Origin of the sequence: Aquimarina atlantica (genome assembly GCF_000626715.1) — a bacterium.
GTDB classification, from domain to species: domain Bacteria; phylum Bacteroidota; class Bacteroidia; order Flavobacteriales; family Flavobacteriaceae; genus Aquimarina; species Aquimarina atlantica.
Map to the genome: position 1 here is coordinate 208,643 of NZ_AQRA01000006.1, position 17,703 is coordinate 226,345.

Consider the following 17,703-nt stretch of genomic DNA (forward strand, 5'->3'; position numbering starts at 1 on the left):
ATTACTTTGATTGTACGGTATATGGAAGAGATAAATCGGTGCTTAAAACACTGTATACTTTATACACACCAAGCATTGGTTTATCTTTGTTTTCGGTATTTACCTGCATAAAGGCAGAAACAGCATCGAATTTGAAGTTGGTTTGATTGTTTATTCTGTAATCTGGTATTACCACTTTAATACTGGTTTTATTAGTAATGACCTGAAAACCTGGAGAATCCATATACATAGGCATTCCTGGATTGGTAGGAGGTAGTTTTACCGAGGAATCTGTTTTTCTGAATTGCTTTACCGATAATCCACCTTCGACCCGATCATCTTTATGAAGAACTACCCAATGCGGGTGCCATATGATCCCATCGTTATCATAGGTAGAATCATTGTTCTCATCCCATAATGGAGTATCATCAAAATCGGGGTGAGATGTTAAAGCCAGTGCTAAGATACCCTGAGTATCACTAAACCCTACATCTGTTGGTTTTAGAGTAGTAGGAAAAACGTAACCCAAAACGGGAGCGCCATGTAATTGTCCCGCAGCGACTGGAGTCGTTTTTCCCGCGCTTCCTTTAACATTAATTTCCCAAATAGTACTTTTGATATTGGTATCGTGTATGACAGAAGCCTTTACTATTTGTACATCGTCTGTATTATATTTTTTACATTCATCACAGGCCATTAACGTACTGCTAAGTGCCATAAATACTATAATTATAATCGAATTTTTCATTTTTTTGGTATTGTTGGTTTAAATGAGTCAACCATGATCAATAATTGACTCATTTCAAAATTATGTTTATAATTAGGAATCCTAACTATTTAAGTTAAAAAAATTACCCTTTTACATCCGCCATAGAAGCTCCAAAGTTAATGTGTAGCACATTTCCATTAGATGTTAGTAATGCAGGAACAGATTGCACTCCTGCTATTTCGGCATTCTTGATTTGAGAACGATCTTCTCCTAAATGAACAATCTTTACATTGTCTTCCCCAATTAGATTAACAATATCATGTTCTGCACTAATACACACCGGACATCCGGCATGATAAAAAATTGATTTACTCATTTGTATATATTTTTTAAGTTATGCAAAATTGCAATGCAAATATAGTAAGGAATCCTAACTAAAAAAAGAATTTATAACTTTTTAATACGATTAAGAGAGGATTTTTTAGATTTGAAAGAACAATTAAATTAGAATTTAGCGTTTTTTTAATCTTTAAATACTCTGTTAGAATCTTCGCTTTCTGGTTCGTGTTCAGGTTTTTCGTTCGAATAATCTTCCTCATTGTATAAACGAGAAAATAGTTTAATGTATCGATTAAATTCTTCGACTTTATTATCTATTATTTTGTTGTCCTTATATATAAACAATATGTCTACTAAGCTTCTGTAATATTCTATGTTTGTGACAATATCTTGAGCATATTCATATTGTTCTTTAGTAGATAGGTTTCCATAATATGTTAACTGTTCTTGATATTTTTTTGCCAGTATATTCCATAGGTTTCTGGCTTTTTTCTTTTTGTCTAACTGGTAATACCCGGAAACAAAAGATCTAAGTAGACTATAATACCCGTAGTGCTCGACAGGTGTTTTTTCAATCCCCAAGTCCAGAATTTCTTCTGCTTTTGTTTTTTTGCCCTCGTTAATTAATGTTTTAGCCAGTCTGCTTATACTACTTCTATAGCTAATTCCGTTTCTTCGAGTCTGTGGGTCATGATATATATTAGGGTTTTCTCCATTTCCCCAGCCCCAGTTTTTAACAATAGGGTACATTACATCGGTATTAATTCTACCCATTTCATATGGATTATTAGGATCTATTTCTGTTCGAATAGGCACTAATTTGTATACCAATCCATCGAGTTGTAAATATTCTTTCATCCATATATAATCGTCATCACCAAAACTACCTCCCGAAAAATATATAGGTCTTTCCCAATTATTGTTAGCGATAATATCCAACATTAATAAACGATGTTTTAATATATAATCTCCTTTTAGATGGATGTCTATATAGGGAACTATTTTATCGGCATCTTTGGGGTGAACGATGCCATTTTTAAGCACAGCTTCTTTGTCTACAGGAATTCGAATATGTTGAGAAGGAAAAGTATTTACCTTTTTTCCACTTTGAAGTTCCCCTTTGGTCCTGGGATCGCTAGACTCGATCCATCGCAACCAATTTTTTATTAACATTGTATCGTTTGTGACAGGCTTATGATAAATAACATCGTTATTCCCATATCTATAAAACTCATGTTGAAGTTGTGAAGGAATAGGAGCACTTTTGTATGCTGCTTTTTTCATTTGATCAATATACCAATCTGTGGTTAGATAAGTGGTTACTAGTATCCTCACATCGGTTCTATATTCCTCAATGTCTTGTACGTACCACAAAGGAAATGAATCATTATCTCCGATAGTAAATAAAATAGCATCTTTTTGACAAGATGATAAATACATTTTTGCCATAGATTGAGCTGTATATCGATTAGAACGATCATGATCATCCCAATTCTGATGAGCAAGTATAACAGGTCCGGCAAATAAGCAAGGAATTAATATAATTAAGGATGTCATTTTAAAGTTTACTGCGTTTTTAAGCGTATCAAATAATGCATATACGCTAAATCCTATCCAAATGGCAAATACGTAAAAGGAACCTACCAAGGCATAATCACGCTCTCTTACTTCAAACGGTTTCTCATTTAGATATATTTTTAAAGCTAATCCTGTGAAAAAGAAAAAAACAAATAGCACCCAGAAGTTTTTTTTGTCTTTTTTAAATTGAAATGTAAGCCCTATAATTCCTAATAGAAGCGGTAAAAAATAATAGGTGTTACGAGCTTTGTTTTTAAGAACATCACTGGGTAGGTTATTTTGTGATCCCAGGTGTATCTCGTCGATAAACTGTATCCCACTTAACCAGTTTCCGTTTTGATTTGTCATTTCTCCTTGGATGTCATTTTGTCTTCCCACAAAATTCCACATAAAGTATCGCCAATACATATAGCTAATTTGATAGCTAAACATAAATATTATATTATCTCTAAAAGATGGTTTTTCTATATCGAGATAATTGCCAAAGGATTTAAGAAACTGGTCATAATCTTCATTATCTCGTTTACCTGTAGCATATTCTCGTCGGAATCTGGTTACTGCATCAAGTAATTTTTTTTCATCACTAAACTCGGGTTTGATCGTAAACTTTGGTGGGCTCGAAAATTTTATGTAATTGGGAATATGATCTAAGCTCCACATTCTTGGGAAAAATCCTTTGTGATTATCGTCGAGGTTTTGTTTTGCGTTTTTCCAATCATTTACTATAATGTATTTCCCCGTTTTTTTATCTTTTTCATATTTTGGAACACCATCCTGATACGGTTTTTTTTCATCCAGGTATGCATAAGCCTCTGTATATTGAGGACCATAAAACAAGTAAGTTTTTGGATATTGCTCTAGGTTGTAATATGCCAATAGTTCTCTTGCATTATTTGGATTATTCTCATTAATTACTGTACCCGCATTTGCACGAATGGGTAACATAATCCAGCTAGAGAAACCAATTAGAATAAAGAGTATAGATAATAATAGAGTATTTAGTAGAGGGTACTGTTTTTTTCGAGTGTATTTTAATCCAAAGTAAAAGATAATAGCAATTATTAACCCCGCAATCAAGGTTCCTGAGTTAAATGGTAGACCAATAGTATTAATAAAGAATATCTCAGAAACACCAAAGAAAGCAAGTATTGATGGTAGTAATATTTTAAAAATGAATACTAAAATGGCGACTGCTATGATATTGGCATAAATAAAACTCTTGATATTTATATTTTTATAATTTTTAAAAAAATATAATAAACCAATAGCAGGAATAGACAATAATCCCATAAAGTGAACACCAAAAGATAATCCAACGATAAATGATAGTAGTAATAGCCACTTGTTTCCTCTTGGCAAATGCATATCTCGCTCCCATAATAACCCCAAATAGAATAGAAGAGATAGGATACAAGTTGCCATGGCATATACTTCGGCTTCTACAGCATTAAACCAAAAACTATCTGTGAAGCTAAATGTTAATGCCCCTACTAATCCGCTACCTAGTATTGCAATTGTTTTATTTATGGTAAGAGCTTTGTCCTTTGGATTAATTTTTCGAACTAGGATAATAATGGACCAAAACATAAATAGAATGGTAAATGCACTGGCAATAGCAGAAGTACAATTAAGTATAAAAGCAATCTGCTTAGGATCAGATGCAAAGATCGAAGCAAATGCTCCAATTATTTGAAAAAGAGGGGCCCCTGGTGGGTGTCCAATTTGTAATTTAGAGGAAGTAGATATATATTCTCCAACATCCCAAAAACTATTAGTGGGTTCTACAGTAAGAATGTAAACACTTAAAGAAATTATAAAAACTATCCATCCTGATATTCTATTCCATTTCTGAAAACTACGTTCTGTCATTTATTTTGATCACATTTATATTCTGAAATCAAATAAATATGAAAATAGAAGTCCAGGCTATTTTTGATGAGCCTAATAAGGTACTAGTACCGGTATGATTTTATTTTTTGAGCAATAGGTCTTGCCTGCTAGAGATGTTTAACTTGCTGTAAATGTTAGTGATATGTGTTTTTACAGTGCTTAGGCTTATAAATAATTCATTTGCAATTTCTTTATTGCTTTTTCCCGATATGATGAGGTTTTTTATTGCTTTTTCTTGCTTGCTAAGAGGTATAGCTTTAGGGGCTCTTGATTTTCTCCATGATTTTATGGTAAGAAGGATTAATAAAACAATAACAAAAAAAGCTACACCATTAACCCATAAGCTTATTTTATATTTATGGCTAACGATTTCTCGAGTAATAAAATTGAGCTTATTTTCGAGATACGCATAGGTAGAAGGATCAAGTTCACTGGATTTTAATTCTTTCAGAAAACTTAGATAATATTCTGGATTGGCTTTAGCATCTTTTTCTAATAAGTTCTGGTCATCTAATTTTTTTATGCCAATAAGTTTTACTAAAAGTATTTGTAATGAATCTTTTACATACCCTTTGGTTTCTATAAGGTATTGTTTAGGATCAAAATCATCGGTTAGGTTTTCATATTGGGCTTCAAATTTTTTTAATTTTTGCCATTCCAAATCAGCAGAACTGCTTGTAATATACTCTCCAAACATTGTTTCTCCTTTGGTAAAGTGAATAGTATCTTTTTTAGAGAGTATAAATAGTTGAAAGTTCTTTACCTTGTTTGAAAGTTTATTTTTTTCTTCAACAGATATTGGGTTAAGTTGTATTTTATAAATATGCTCTTTTGAAGTAAATAAATCTTGATCAAATGCAAAAAAGCCTTTCTCTGTTAAAGAAGCAGCCGCAATTGTAGTTGTATGATAAGTATTGGTATTTTCCTCGAGTTGAATTTTGCTTAGATACACCTGTTGTTCCCATTCTTCGGGATGCTCTATATGTACATAACCAGAAACACAATTTTGCGAAAATACATTTATATTAAGTAGAAATAAGAATATAAAAATACTGTTCTGGTTCTTCATTTTCATAATATATTGAAGGTCTCATTACGAATGTAAAATTTTTGTGGTTTAAATGCAAAGTATGATATCAAAAAACCGCTTCGAAGTTATCTAACAGCGAAGCGGTCTAAGATCTAACAGCGTTAGTGATCTAACTGCTATTTTATCATATCGTAACTACGTTTAATAAAATCTGTTAATTCTTCTCCTTTTAATAGATTTTGAGAAAGTCTGGCCAAATCCAGAGATTGTTTTATTAAGCGTTCTTTTTTCTTATCTGTTTTGGTAGCAGCAATTTGCCCAATTAATTCATGATTTGTATTAATGATCAAATTGTACATTTCTGGCATATTACCCATACCAAACATTCCGCCACCGCCACCGGTTTGTTGCATCTCTTTCATACGACGCATAAATTCTGGTTGAGTAATCATGAACGGAGAAGCATTGCTGTCCATAGCTTCTAATTGTACAGTATATGTTTCTTTTGGCACTACTTTTTCAAGATCGGCTTTAAGTGCTTCTTTTTCTTCATCAGATAACTTAGAGATAGTCTCTTCATCCTTTTTAATAAGATTATCGATGTGATCCCCATCTACACGTGCAAAAGAAATATTTTCTTTACTAGTCTCCATTTTTTGGATCAAATGAGAAACAATAGGGGAGTCTAAAAGAAGTACTTCATATCCTTTATCTTTGGCAGCAGAGATATAAGAGTGTTGTTCATCTTTGTTAGAAGCATAAAGAAGAACAAGTTTACCATCCTTGTCGGTTTGAGAATCCTTAATTTTTTCTTGTAATTCTTCAAAAGTAAAGAAAGAACCGTCTACTGTTGGGTATAGTGCAAATTTGTCAGCTTTTTCGAAGAATTTTTCTTCAGAAAGCATTCCGTATTCGATTACAATTTTAATATCATTCCATTTTTGCTCAAAATCTTCTCTATTGTTTTTAAACATAGAGTTTAGCTTATCGGCAACTTTACGAGTAATATAGCTTGATATTTTCTTTACATTACCATCGGCTTGTAAATAGGATCGTGATACATTAAGAGGGATATCGGGAGAATCAATTACACCACGAAGCATGGTAAGAAATTCTGGAACAATACCTTCTACATTATCAGTAACAAATACTTGATTTTGATACAGTTGTATTCTATCCTTTTGTATGTTCATATCCTGGCCCAGTTTTGGGAAATATAGAATCCCGGTTAGGTTAAAAGGATAATCTACATTAAGATGGATATTAAAAAGGGGTTCTTCAAATTGCATTGGATACAATTCTCGATAGAATCCTTTATAATCCTCGTCTTTTAAATCGGTAGGTTGTTTGGTCCATGCTGGATTAGGATTATTGATAATATTATCAACTTCTTGTGTTGGTGCAGGATCTTCTTCTTTAGCATCTTCTGGCTTTGGTAAGGTTTCAGTTTTAGTACCAAATTTTATGGATACAGGCATGAATTTATTGTATTTTACCAATAATTCACGTATTCTGCTATCTTCAAGAAACTCGACATCATCTTCACCAATATGCAGGATGATCTCTGTTCCTCTTTCTGTTTTATCATGCTCCTCTATACTATATGTTGGAGATCCATCACAAATCCAATGTGCAGCTGGCTCATCTTTATAAGATTTTGTAATGATTTCTACTTTGTCTGCCACCATAAAAGCAGAATAGAACCCAAGACCAAAATGTCCTATTATTCCAGAATCTTTAGCACTGTCTTTATATTTTTCTAAGAATTCTTCGGCACCAGAAAAAGCTACTTGGTTAATATATTTTTCAACCTCTTCTGCAGTCATACCAATTCCCTGATCGATAATATGCAATTGCTTTTTGTCTTTATCGATTTTAATCTCGATAAGTGGATTACCATATTCTACTTTAACTTCACCAATACTTGTTAAATGTTTTAGCTTTAAAGTTGCATCTGTTGCATTCGAAATAAGTTCTCGTAAAAAAATCTCATGATCAGAATACAAGAATTTTTTAATTAATGGAAAAATGTTTTCTACAGATACATTAATACTTCCTGTTGCCATTTTTATATTGTTTTTAGTTTAATTGTCATCTTTTGGTGTTATGTATTCAAAAAAAATACCAATAGTATGTACCTGCCAAACTGGCACTGAAGTAAGTTTTTTTCATATCTGTTGTAATGATTTGTTGACACAATGGACTAAGGATGTAAATAGGTTTGTTTGAAGTATATAGTTTGTTTACAATTCAATATATAAATGCTATGAATATTGATTTAATATACATAGCTAATTTAGGAGGGAGAAACTTTGCTATGAGAATAAATACCCTGGAGTTGTAAACTGTATAAATCCGGTTTGGCGATGGTTTTTACTGTCGCCATCTGGGTTGGTAGATTAAAGAAGATAAGAATTTTTTAAAAGTACCTATAGTCGGTCACTCGACTGACTTGGTTTGTTTATTTATTGGTTAGGTTGATAGAAAGGTGCGCTGTGGTTGGCGCATCTTTCTCGTTTTAGATGTTACCATTTTGTGTATAAAGCCGTAAATAATGATGTATAATCTACTTGTATCGGGTATCATGTTTCCTAATGTTAAAAATCCAGCAAAACAATTGGTCGATTTAATATTATTTTATGACGATAATCGATTAACGCTGTGTAAGTCTTTTCTTATGGGTTTAATGTTGTAAATCAAGAAATTGAGATCATTTTGGCGTAATGTAATAGAAATTGTAAGTTGTTTTATATACTATTGATTTACAGATTTTAATGTGGTGTTTAGAAAGTGGTTAAGTATAAGGTAACTTATTAATTTTTTAGATTTCTTAATCAGAAAGAGGTTTAGATACAAAAAATTGAGGCCTGTCATGCAATTTGAAAATACATTTATGTGTATCTTCACAATTAGAATCCCCTAGAATGTTGAGAAGCAAAATATACATATTTATTTTTGTTGCTGCATTTCATTTTTATGCTTTTTCGCAGCAGAAAAAGACTGTTTTAAAACTAATAGATCAAGTAGAAAAAGTAGCAAATACAAATGAAAAGCTTTATTTGTTAGATTCGCTATCGAGTGTATTATATGAGAAAAGAAATTCAGATTTTGAATTTTATAAACAAAACTATCCAAAATATACGCTTCAATATATTGATTTGGCAAAACAACTGGATAGCTTTGACCTGGCAGCTTTTAAAACTTCACGACTTACATTTCATTACCTTCAGGTAATCGGTAAACCAGATTCTGCATTGATTATTGTAAATAACTGTATTAAAGATAGCCTTAAAATTAAAAATAAAATTAACCTGGGACATCTTTATATTAAAAGGGCAGGAGCAAATTATCAGATTGATAATTTAGAAAAAGCGATTGTAGATTATACAAATGCAGAGAGAATATATCATCAAACCAAAGATTCTATTTTTGAGGCAGATGCAACTTATTTTAATGGGCAGGCATATGAGCGATTAGGTAAACTTTCTAAAGCAATTTTGAAATACCAGGCAGCTAATCGATTGTATACCAAAATGAAAGATACTGCTTATATAGCGTATAGTGGGTTGGCAGTATCCGGAATTTTTAGCCAGCTTTACCTTTTAGATAAATCTTTTGAGGAAAGGCAGAAAATTAGAGTACTGTTAAATAGTCAAAAGAATAAAGATTTTCAAGCTTTATCTGAGTTAAGCGTAAATGATGCTCGTGATTTTGTAAAGAAAAAAGAATATAAAAAAGAAGAAGAAGCCTATCTTACTGCTCTTGAATTGTTGAGAAAAGAGAAAGGTCGGCATACCAATATGTTTAGATTAAGGGCATATGTTTCAGAGTTTTATGCTAAACAAGGCAAGCCAGATATTGCCAAAAAATATTTAGACACCCTCGAACTTTCTACTGATTTAATAAATAGTCCTTATGATAGAATATTTTATTTAAAAGCATTAGGTAGATATAAAGTTGCAAAGGGAGAATATAAGGAGGCAATTCCTGTTTTTGAAGAAGAGATTGAGATTTTTAAGAATTCTAATGATATTCGAGGACAGGTACATTTAGAAAAAGAACTTTATGAAGCAAATAAAAACCTGAATAGACTGCCAGAAGCTCTGGTGCATTTAGATAGGTATCAATTATTGAAAGATTCTATCTATAATTTAACCCGATCTAATAGTGTTATTTATTATCAGACGCTATATGAGACCGAAAAAAGAGATAGTAAAATAGCAATTCAGAAAGCTAATATCGAGATGCTTGAAGCAAAAGATAAAGCAAAGAAAAACCTGTTAATATTTGGCGGAATAGGTTTAAGTCTCTTGTTTTTATTGATTTATTTATATAGAAACAGAACACTTCTTATTAAAAATAAAAAATTACAACAGTCATTTTTACAAGAACTTTTACAAACCCAGGAACGTGTTGGTAAACGTATCTCTAAGGATCTTCATGATAGTGTTGGGCAAAGTTTATTACTCGTTAAGAACAGAATTTTACAGAATAAGGATACTAAAACAGCTGCTGTGGTAGATGGTGTAATAGACGAGGTGAGAACCATTTCAAGAAGTTTGCATCCGTTTAAATTAGAAGAACTAGGCCTTACTGTAACTTTACAAAGTAGTGTAGAGATGATCGACGAGAATTATGATATTTTTATTTCGGCAGAAATAGATAATATCGACCAGGTGTTTGATCAGGAAAAAGAAGTTAATATCTATAGATTGGTGCAAGAAAGCTTTAATAACATTATTAAACATTCTAAAGCAAGATCTGCAGAAATTAAAGTAACTAATCAAGAAAATAATGTTGAAATAATTATTAAAGATAATGGTAAGGGGTTTGATGTTTCTAAAGAAAAAGTATCGATCTCTAAAATAGGTCTTAAAACATTAAATGAGCGTTCAAAATTTTTGAAAGCTACTTTTGATATACTGTCTGAAATTGATAACGGAACTACGTTGATATTTAATATTCCGAAACATGCTTAAACCTAATATACTTATCGCAGATGATCATCCTCTATTATTAAGAGGGCTAGAGGAATTTTTGAAAGAACGAAAATATAACATCATAAATACACATTCTGATGGACTTTCTGCATACAATGCAATTATTAAAGATAAACCAGATATTGCTATTTTGGATATCGAAATGCCTAATCTTACAGGTGTAGATATCGCAAAAAATTGTAAACGACACCAGATAGATACCAAAATCATTTTAATTACTCTTCATAAAGAAAAGAAGTTTTTTGAAGATGCAGTAAAATATAATATTCATGGATATTTATTAAAAGAATTTGCGTTAACAGAGATTGAAGCTTGTATAGCAAGTGTAAGTAGAGGAGAACCTTATTTTAGCGAAAAAATATACAAACGTTTCACAAATGTTTCAGAGCGTAATTCGGATATAGAAAAACTAACCCCTTCAGAAATTAAAATCCTAAAGCGCATAGCAGAAGAGATGACAAGTACAGAAATTGCAGATCTTTTAAGTATTTCTGTGAGAACTGTCGAAAAACACAGAGCAAATATAATTCGAAAACTTACCCTTGAGCAAAAACCAAATGCTTTGTTGATCTGGTCTCAGAAAAATAAACAATTACTACTCTAGTATTGATATATTGACTATTGTAGTCTAATTACGTGGGGCTACGTATGTTTTGAGGAGACGAATATCTATATATTTGTCTATATAATAATTGAATAGAAATCTTTTTTGATTTTGATAATAGAAAAGAAACGAAGTCGATGCAGGATGTTAATTCTAAAATACAAAGTTCTAGAGGTAGTTCATTTTCGTTTTATCCAAATCCTTTAAAGGGTGAGATTTATATTGATTGCAAAACTGAAATATCTAATGCTAGTTGCGAAGTTTTTGACCTAAATGGACATTTAGTTATAGGGAATAAAAATTTATCGATTAAAAATACAATTTCATTTACTTCTTTTCCATCAGGAATGTACACCATTAAGGTGCGTGATGATAATAAGGTAATGATAAAGAAATTTCTAAAACTCTAGTTTTAGGAAGATTGGGGGATGGGGACTACTAATTAAAATTAGTAGTCTCTTTTTTTACAGAGGTTTGTAATACAGTTATTTATAATTTTTTTGTTATGCGTGCATATAATATAAGTGGGGTTTCTTTTATCAAAATGTTAAGAATACATATATTGTGTGATAACTTTTAGTTAAGCAAAAAATAACTCACAACTCACAATACACAATAAATTAACAACATGTATACTTCAAAAATATCTGGTTTAGGGTCTTATGTCCCTGAAAATGTCGTAACCAATGATGATCTGTCTAAGGTGATGGATACAAATGATGAGTGGATTCAGGAACGTACCGGTATAAAAGAAAGACGTCATATTAAAAAGGGAGATGGCAATAGTACTTCTATTATGGGAGTTAAAGCAGCAAAAATAGCTTTGGAGAGAGCTAAACTTACTGCAGATGATATAGAACTTATCATTTTCGCAACTCTTAGTCCCGATATGTATTTTCCTGGAGGAGGAGTTAGAGTTCAGGAAATGATGAATATGAGAACTATCCCGGCATTAGATGTTCGTAATCAATGTAGTGGGTTTGTATATGCGATATCGGTAGCAGATCAGTTTATTAAAACCGGTATGTATAAAAATGTATTGGTCATAGGAAGTGAAAACCATAGTGGTGGTTTGGATATGACAACTCGAGGAAGAGGAGTTTCGGTAATTTTTGGTGATGGAGCGGGAGCGGCAGTGTTAACGAGAAGTGAAGAAGAGGGTAGAGGAATTTTGTCTACACATTTGCATAGTGAAGGAGCACATGCCAAAGAATTATCTCTTGAAGGGCCTAGCACAGAACATTGGGTGCCGGAAATTATTTCAGAGAATCCACAAGAAAATATTCCTTACTATCCATATATGAATGGTCAATTTGTATTTAAAAATGCGGTAGTACGTTTTTCTGAAGTAATTAATGAAGGATTACAGGCCAATAATTTATCTGCCACAGATATTGATATGTTAATACCACATCAGGCAAACCTGAGAATTTCTCAATTTGTACAACGACAATTTAAATTATCTGATGATCAAGTCTATAATAATATCCAGAAATATGGGAATACTACAGCAGCATCTATTCCTATAGCATTAACAGAAGCCTGGGAGCAAGGTAAAATTAAAGAAGGGGATTTGGTAGTCCTGGCTGCTTTTGGAAGTGGGTTTACCTGGGGTAGTGCTATTATTAGATGGTAATTATAAAATAAAAAAAATGAAAAACGCGAAGCAATTAAGCTTCGCGTTTTTTTATCTAATAACTCGGTTATTAATTTTTTAAAGGCTAATTCAAATAAATCATAACCATGACTATACTATATTAAACGTTGTAAATTGTAAAGTGTTACAGAATTTGTTATTTTTTTGCATTTATTTAACTTTAATAAGGTTTTTGAGAAAACTGTATTAAATTTAACAAATATCTGAGTTATTAGTTATAATATTAACATTTTTTGTGAGAAAAACCTGATTATAGTATGCCTCCGCCAGATTTTTCATTATTATCTCTTCGTTTTCTTGAAACTTTTCTATTTTTTCCACTTCCGAATCGATAAGACAATCCTAAGAAAACAGTTTGCGTTTCACCTTGAAACTGTCCGTTTTGAGGATATGGGTTGTTTGCAGAAAACCTGAAACGCATTGTGTTAAAAATATCATTAAAGTTAATACTGGCTGTACCTTTACCTTTTAAGAAATTATAACGAGCTCCTGTGTTTACAAAATAAAACGGCTTGGTTTTAAATAATATGCCTTCTTGTTCTCCTCTGTAAAATCCAAATACCTGGAAAGTCAAGTTTTTTGTCGCTTTAAAACTATTGTTAAGTCTAAAATTATATACTACAGCATCTACTTCTCTATTGATATTATCTACTACTCCTTTTTGCGTTTGCGAATACAGGTCAAAACTGGCATTAAAACTCCACCATTTTGTAGCTCTATAGTTACTAGATACCTCGACTCCATAAGAAGAATTATTATCAAAATTTTTGAATGTTAATATCTGACCTTCTTCAACATCTGGATTTTCTATAAGAGCCTGACTTATTTCATCATTGATAATTCTGTAAAATACTCCACCGGTTATCGATCCTTTTCCTAATTTTCGTGTGTAGTTCGCTTCTATAGAGTTAGTAAACTGAGGATTCAGTTCTGGGTTCCCGATAGAAACTATTCTTGGTGTACTCCATTCACGTATAGGGTTTACCTGATTTAACCCAGGTCGATCTATTCGTCGGCTATAACTTAATTGGTAACTATTTTTCTCTCCCGGAGTATAACTGATAAAACCAGAAGGATATACAGTGAAAATATCATCTTCAAATATTTTTACGCCATCAAAAACAGCTTCAACTTCGTAGCTTTCTAGACGTGCTCCTAGCTGATAGGACCATTTTTCAAAATTTTGACCGTATGTACCATAAAAAGAATGTATGTTTCGGTCGTAATTATATTTTGAATTTGCGAAAAGTGTAGAACGATAGTCATTATCTGTTCTTCTTAAACGAGTTTCATATCCTAATTCTAATTTGGTCTTTTCTGATAATGGGTTTACATAATCAAGGTTTATTGTAGTGTTTTTTCGCTCATTATTAATAAGGTCATTATAACTTGTAAACGATCCATCTCCTCCTACAAAATCAAAACGGTCATCGCTATCACTTTCAAAAACGTTATAATCAACTTCTAGCTCTATATTGTGTCCTTCTTTTTTAAAATCATGTTTATAATCGAAGTTATAAGTAGAACCTTGGTTGTCACTATCACTTAATAGTCGTTGGGATAAATCATTTTGATCATTATTAAAAAAGGTGATATCTGTAGTTCCGTCGGTAAGTCCGTCAAACAAATTTTGATTGGTATATACCGAGATGGTATTATGGTCATCGATAAAATAATCTAAACCTATTTTAAATAAATGAGACTTATTATTATCTAAGAATTTAAAATCTGTTTGGTAATTTTGATCTTGTCTAAACACACCTCCTGCATTTTGTCGCTTAGTGATGTTATTACCATAATTACCATAAAAGTTAACTTTTCCGGCTCTGTAATTTAAATCTATAGAGCTATTAAAACGAGCATTTTTATCAAAGTTAAGCCCTAGATTAATATTACCATTAAAACCTATATTGCTATTCTTATGTAATACGATATTAATGATACCACTCATTCCTTCAGGATTATATTTAGCAGAAGGATTAGTAATCAATTCTATCTTCTTAATAGAAGTAGAAGGGATTTGTTTTAATAATTGTGTAGCATCAATATTAGTAGGTTTACCATCTATTAGGATACGCACATTTTGATTTCCGCGTAGTGCGATATTACCATCTTGATCTACATTAACCGATGGGATATTATTCATGATTTCTGAAGCAGTTCCCCCGGTCGTAGTAAGGTCTTTCCCTACATTTATAACTTTACGGTCGATTTTTTGTTCTATTGTTGTTCGTTCTGCAACTATAGTTACATCATCTAAAGATTCGGCTTCTTCTTCTAATGATATGGTACCAACGTTGATATCCTTATTTTTTTTAGAAATTTCGACAGGTTGAGAATACGTTTTGTATCCTATAAATTGTACTTTTAGTGTATAATTTCCTTTTGGTATATCAGAAATAGAGAAATCTCCATTATCGGTACTAATACCTCCACTTATAATTTTATCTGCACCATCATGAATTGCTACAGTAGCATAAGGTATGGGTTGCTGTAGGTTTTTGTCTATTACTTTTCCTTGTATAGTACCTACTACAGCTTCATTACTTGGTTGTGCTGTTAGGAATAGACACCAAAATGAGAAAAATAATAAAATTACTTTTTGATTGATTGTTTTCATCTGAACGTTTATTTGATTGATAATTGTTATGCATTGTACTTTGTATTGCCTAATACAAAGCGTGATTGTTTCCAAAATTTACACATTGATTAATTGTGTTATACGTGTAAGACGACCATAAGCCTATTCTGTTACACCTTATTTTAACTTTAACAAAATATTAAATAATTAAAAACCGCCTCTACTTGTAGAGGCGGTTTTCTATAATAACCAAATAGTAACACTAACCATCAACTATGAATAAAATTTGATTATTATAAAGTAACTAACTAACTAAATTTATGAAAATTCATATCTTTTATATGTAAGACGAAGTGCTTTGATTTGTGTTACATTTATCTTTTATTTTTAACAATTTTCAGGTTATTTTTAACGTTTAAGTCTTTATTTGGCGTCCTAATAAACTTATTTTTCCTGTTTTAAATTCAAATACAGTTTATGGATAAAAAAACATTGGTACTGGGAGCGTCCTTAAAAGTAGATAGATATTCGAACTTAGCTATTCATAGACTGGTAACTCATGGTTATGAGGTTGCTGCTGTTGGATTAAAAAAGGGAGAAGTTGCCGGTATAAAAATTGAAACGGATATAAATGATGTCAATAGTATAGATACAATTACTCTGTATTTAAATCCGCTTAGACAACAACCTTATTATGATGACATCATAGGACTAAATCCCAGAAGAGTAATTTTTAATCCCGGGACAGAAAACCCAGAATTTTATCAAAAACTTAAAACGGCAAATATTGAAGTAGAGGTAGCCTGTACGCTAGTATTACTTTCTACGAATCAGTATTAAAATAGCAGACAATAATAATCCTAAAAAGGTTAGGCCTCCATTAATTATAAGTATTTCAAAACCTATTTGATAATATAATTCTGCAGCTATTTTTTCTGAAACTGTCCAAGAATTTTTAGTAGAGAAATAAACATATAATTGAGATGATAAGTTGATGATTATGGATGTTATTACTGAAATAATGCAAATGATAGGAACCAATTTATCTTTTACTTTTAATCTCGTAAATAGCCCAAATGCATATAAGCCTAGTAATGGTCCGTAAGTAAAACCTGCGAATTTAAAAAGTTTCTTAATTACACTTTCATCTTGGATAACATATTTAAATATTATAATCACTATAACTAGTAATATTGAGAATAGAATATGAATCTTTTTTCGGGTCTTGATCTGATCTGCTGGACTGTATTTTTTCTCTATGTCGAGTATATCGATACTAAATGATGTGGTTAATGAGGTCAACGCACTATCAGCACTACTATAAGCTGCAGCAATAAGACCAAGTACAAAAAAGATTGCGATACCAAAACCTAATCCGCTTTGTGTAGCAATTACAGGAAAAAGCTGATCTTTATGGGCATCAATTCCGTTTTGTGATGCATATTGCGTAAGTAGTAATCCAAGACCTAAAAAAATAAAGTTTACAATAGTTAATACAATGGTAAACCAAAACATATTCTTTTGAGCATCTTTTAGGCTTCGACAAGTAAGATTTTTTTGCATCATGTCTTGATCTAGCCCCGTCATAACAATTGCAATAAATGCGCCTGATAAAAATTGTTTCCAAAAATAATTTGCACTTTTGAAATCATCAAAAAAGAACATTCTCGAAAGATCACTTTCTAATACATAACCCAATAAGTTTGACCCTCGAATCCCTAAATCGTCTGATACATAGTATATTGCAACACCTACAGCAATTAGCATGAACAGCGTTTGTAGTGTATCGGTCCATACAATAGTCTTAATTCCTGATTTAAAAGTGTATAGCCAGATTAATAATATAGTTATGATAACGGTAACCCAAAATGGAACTGCCAAAGCATCAAAAAGAATAGACTGTAAAACATTTGCTACCAAAAACAATCTAAAACTCGCCCCAACTACTCGTGATAGTAAAAAAAATGAAGCTCCGGTTTTATATGAGTAATTACCAAAACGTTCCTCCAAATAGGTGTAAATTGAGGTTAAATTAAGTCTGTAATAAAGAGGAAGTAATACAGTACCAATAACCGTATATCCCAAAATATACCCTAATACTACCTGCATATAGCTAAACTGAGAAGCTTCAATCCACCCAGGAACAGAGATAAAAGTTACACCACTTAATGACGCACCAATCATCCCAAAAGCTACAATATACCAAGGGGACTGTCTATTCGCTTTAAAAAAAGCATCATTTCCTGAGTTTTTTCCTGTGAAATAAGAGATGAGAAGAAGAATCCCAAAATAAGCCGCAATAAGGAGTAGGATATGTAATGGTTGCATGAATTTCG

Annotated in this window: 12 protein-coding genes; 5 read left to right on the top strand and 7 right to left on the bottom strand. The window is 31.8% G+C overall.

Annotated elements, in window-relative coordinates:
* Position 1 precedes the first annotated feature (1 nt).
* The 5 genes from ATO12_RS14535 to htpG form a co-directional block, all read right to left on the bottom strand.
* Positions 2-727 carry a hypothetical protein gene (locus ATO12_RS14535; RefSeq protein WP_034242880.1) on the bottom strand — a complete coding sequence of 242 codons (726 nt, stop codon included), beginning with the start codon at positions 725-727 and terminating at the stop codon, positions 2-4.
* Between the two features lie 103 nt (positions 728-830).
* Complete coding sequence (locus tag ATO12_RS14540; RefSeq protein ID WP_034242881.1) at positions 831-1,064, bottom strand: hypothetical protein; 234 nt, start codon at positions 1,062-1,064, stop codon at positions 831-833.
* Between the two features lie 146 nt (positions 1,065-1,210).
* Entirely contained in the window at positions 1,211-4,474 is a 3,264-nt protein-coding gene (locus ATO12_RS14545; protein ID WP_034242882.1) for a glycosyltransferase family 117 protein, read from the bottom strand.
* Positions 4,475-4,574: 100 nt separating this feature from the next.
* Positions 4,575-5,564, bottom strand: coding sequence for a response regulator transcription factor (locus ATO12_RS26640; protein WP_316932926.1), 990 nt, complete (start codon positions 5,562-5,564; stop codon positions 4,575-4,577).
* A gap of 137 nt (positions 5,565-5,701) precedes the next feature.
* Positions 5,702-7,591 (bottom strand): molecular chaperone HtpG, encoded by a 1,890-nt coding sequence (htpG, locus tag ATO12_RS14555; RefSeq protein WP_034242884.1) that lies wholly within the window; start codon positions 7,589-7,591, stop codon positions 5,702-5,704.
* A gap of 858 nt (positions 7,592-8,449) precedes the next feature.
* Here htpG and ATO12_RS14560 point away from each other — a divergent pair.
* The 4 genes from ATO12_RS14560 to ATO12_RS14575 all read left to right on the top strand — a co-directional run bounded on the left by ATO12_RS14560 (position 8,450) and on the right by ATO12_RS14575 (position 12,765).
* Positions 8,450-10,504 carry a tetratricopeptide repeat-containing sensor histidine kinase gene (locus tag ATO12_RS14560; RefSeq protein WP_034242885.1) on the top strand — a complete coding sequence of 685 codons (2,055 nt, stop codon included), beginning with the start codon at positions 8,450-8,452 and terminating at the stop codon, positions 10,502-10,504.
* Positions 10,497-11,129, top strand: a complete 633-nt coding sequence (locus tag ATO12_RS14565; RefSeq protein ID WP_034242886.1) for a response regulator — start codon at positions 10,497-10,499, stop codon at positions 11,127-11,129. The genes ATO12_RS14560 and ATO12_RS14565 overlap by 8 nt, the downstream gene beginning before the upstream one ends.
* A gap of 137 nt (positions 11,130-11,266) precedes the next feature.
* Positions 11,267-11,539: a T9SS type A sorting domain-containing protein gene (locus ATO12_RS14570; protein WP_034242887.1), complete on the top strand. Its 273-nt coding sequence runs from the start codon at positions 11,267-11,269 to the stop codon at positions 11,537-11,539.
* Between the two features lie 218 nt (positions 11,540-11,757).
* A complete protein-coding gene (locus ATO12_RS14575; protein ID WP_034242889.1) occupies positions 11,758-12,765 on the top strand; it encodes a 3-oxoacyl-ACP synthase III family protein in 1,008 nt (335 codons plus the stop codon).
* 271 nt (positions 12,766-13,036) lie between these two features.
* Here ATO12_RS14575 and ATO12_RS14580 read toward each other — a convergent pair whose 3' ends face one another.
* Positions 13,037-15,406, bottom strand: coding sequence for a TonB-dependent receptor domain-containing protein (locus tag ATO12_RS14580; RefSeq protein ID WP_034242891.1), 2,370 nt, complete (start codon positions 15,404-15,406; stop codon positions 13,037-13,039).
* A 438-nt stretch (positions 15,407-15,844) separates the two neighbouring features.
* Here ATO12_RS14580 and ATO12_RS14585 point away from each other — a divergent pair, with 438 nt between their 5' ends.
* The gene (locus ATO12_RS14585) at positions 15,845-16,207 is read left to right on the top strand and encodes a CoA-binding protein (RefSeq protein ID WP_034242892.1); all 363 of its coding nucleotides are present in this window, start codon (positions 15,845-15,847) and stop codon (positions 16,205-16,207) included.
* Here the strand turns inward: ATO12_RS14585 and ATO12_RS14590 are convergent.
* On the bottom strand, positions 16,184-17,695 hold the full coding sequence (locus tag ATO12_RS14590; protein ID WP_034242893.1) for a sodium:solute symporter: 1,512 nt from the start codon (positions 17,693-17,695) through the stop codon (positions 16,184-16,186). The genes ATO12_RS14585 and ATO12_RS14590 overlap by 24 nt on opposite strands.
* Between the last annotated feature and the right edge of the window lie 8 nt (positions 17,696-17,703).

Bases quoted from the DNA above. Each gene is read 5' to 3' on its own strand.
- ATO12_RS14535 (WP_034242880.1), bottom strand. From the start codon at position 727: ATGAAAAATTCGATTATAATTATAGTATTTATGGCACTTAGCAGTACG.
- ATO12_RS14540 (WP_034242881.1), bottom strand. From the start codon at position 1,064: ATGAGTAAATCAATTTTTTATCATGCCGGATGTCCGGTGTGTATTAGT.
- ATO12_RS14545 (WP_034242882.1), bottom strand. From the start codon at position 4,474: ATGACAGAACGTAGTTTTCAGAAATGGAATAGAATATCAGGATGGATA.
- ATO12_RS26640 (WP_316932926.1), bottom strand. From the start codon at position 5,564: ATGAAGAACCAGAACAGTATTTTTATATTCTTATTTCTACTTAATATA.
- htpG (WP_034242884.1), bottom strand. From the start codon at position 7,591: ATGGCAACAGGAAGTATTAATGTATCTGTAGAAAACATTTTTCCATTA.
- ATO12_RS14560 (WP_034242885.1), top strand. From the start codon at position 8,450: ATGTTGAGAAGCAAAATATACATATTTATTTTTGTTGCTGCATTTCAT.
- ATO12_RS14565 (WP_034242886.1), top strand. From the start codon at position 10,497: ATGCTTAAACCTAATATACTTATCGCAGATGATCATCCTCTATTATTA.
- ATO12_RS14570 (WP_034242887.1), top strand. From the start codon at position 11,267: ATGCAGGATGTTAATTCTAAAATACAAAGTTCTAGAGGTAGTTCATTT.
- ATO12_RS14575 (WP_034242889.1), top strand. From the start codon at position 11,758: ATGTATACTTCAAAAATATCTGGTTTAGGGTCTTATGTCCCTGAAAAT.
- ATO12_RS14580 (WP_034242891.1), bottom strand. From the start codon at position 15,406: ATGAAAACAATCAATCAAAAAGTAATTTTATTATTTTTCTCATTTTGG.
- ATO12_RS14585 (WP_034242892.1), top strand. From the start codon at position 15,845: ATGGATAAAAAAACATTGGTACTGGGAGCGTCCTTAAAAGTAGATAGA.
- ATO12_RS14590 (WP_034242893.1), bottom strand. From the start codon at position 17,695: ATGCAACCATTACATATCCTACTCCTTATTGCGGCTTATTTTGGGATT.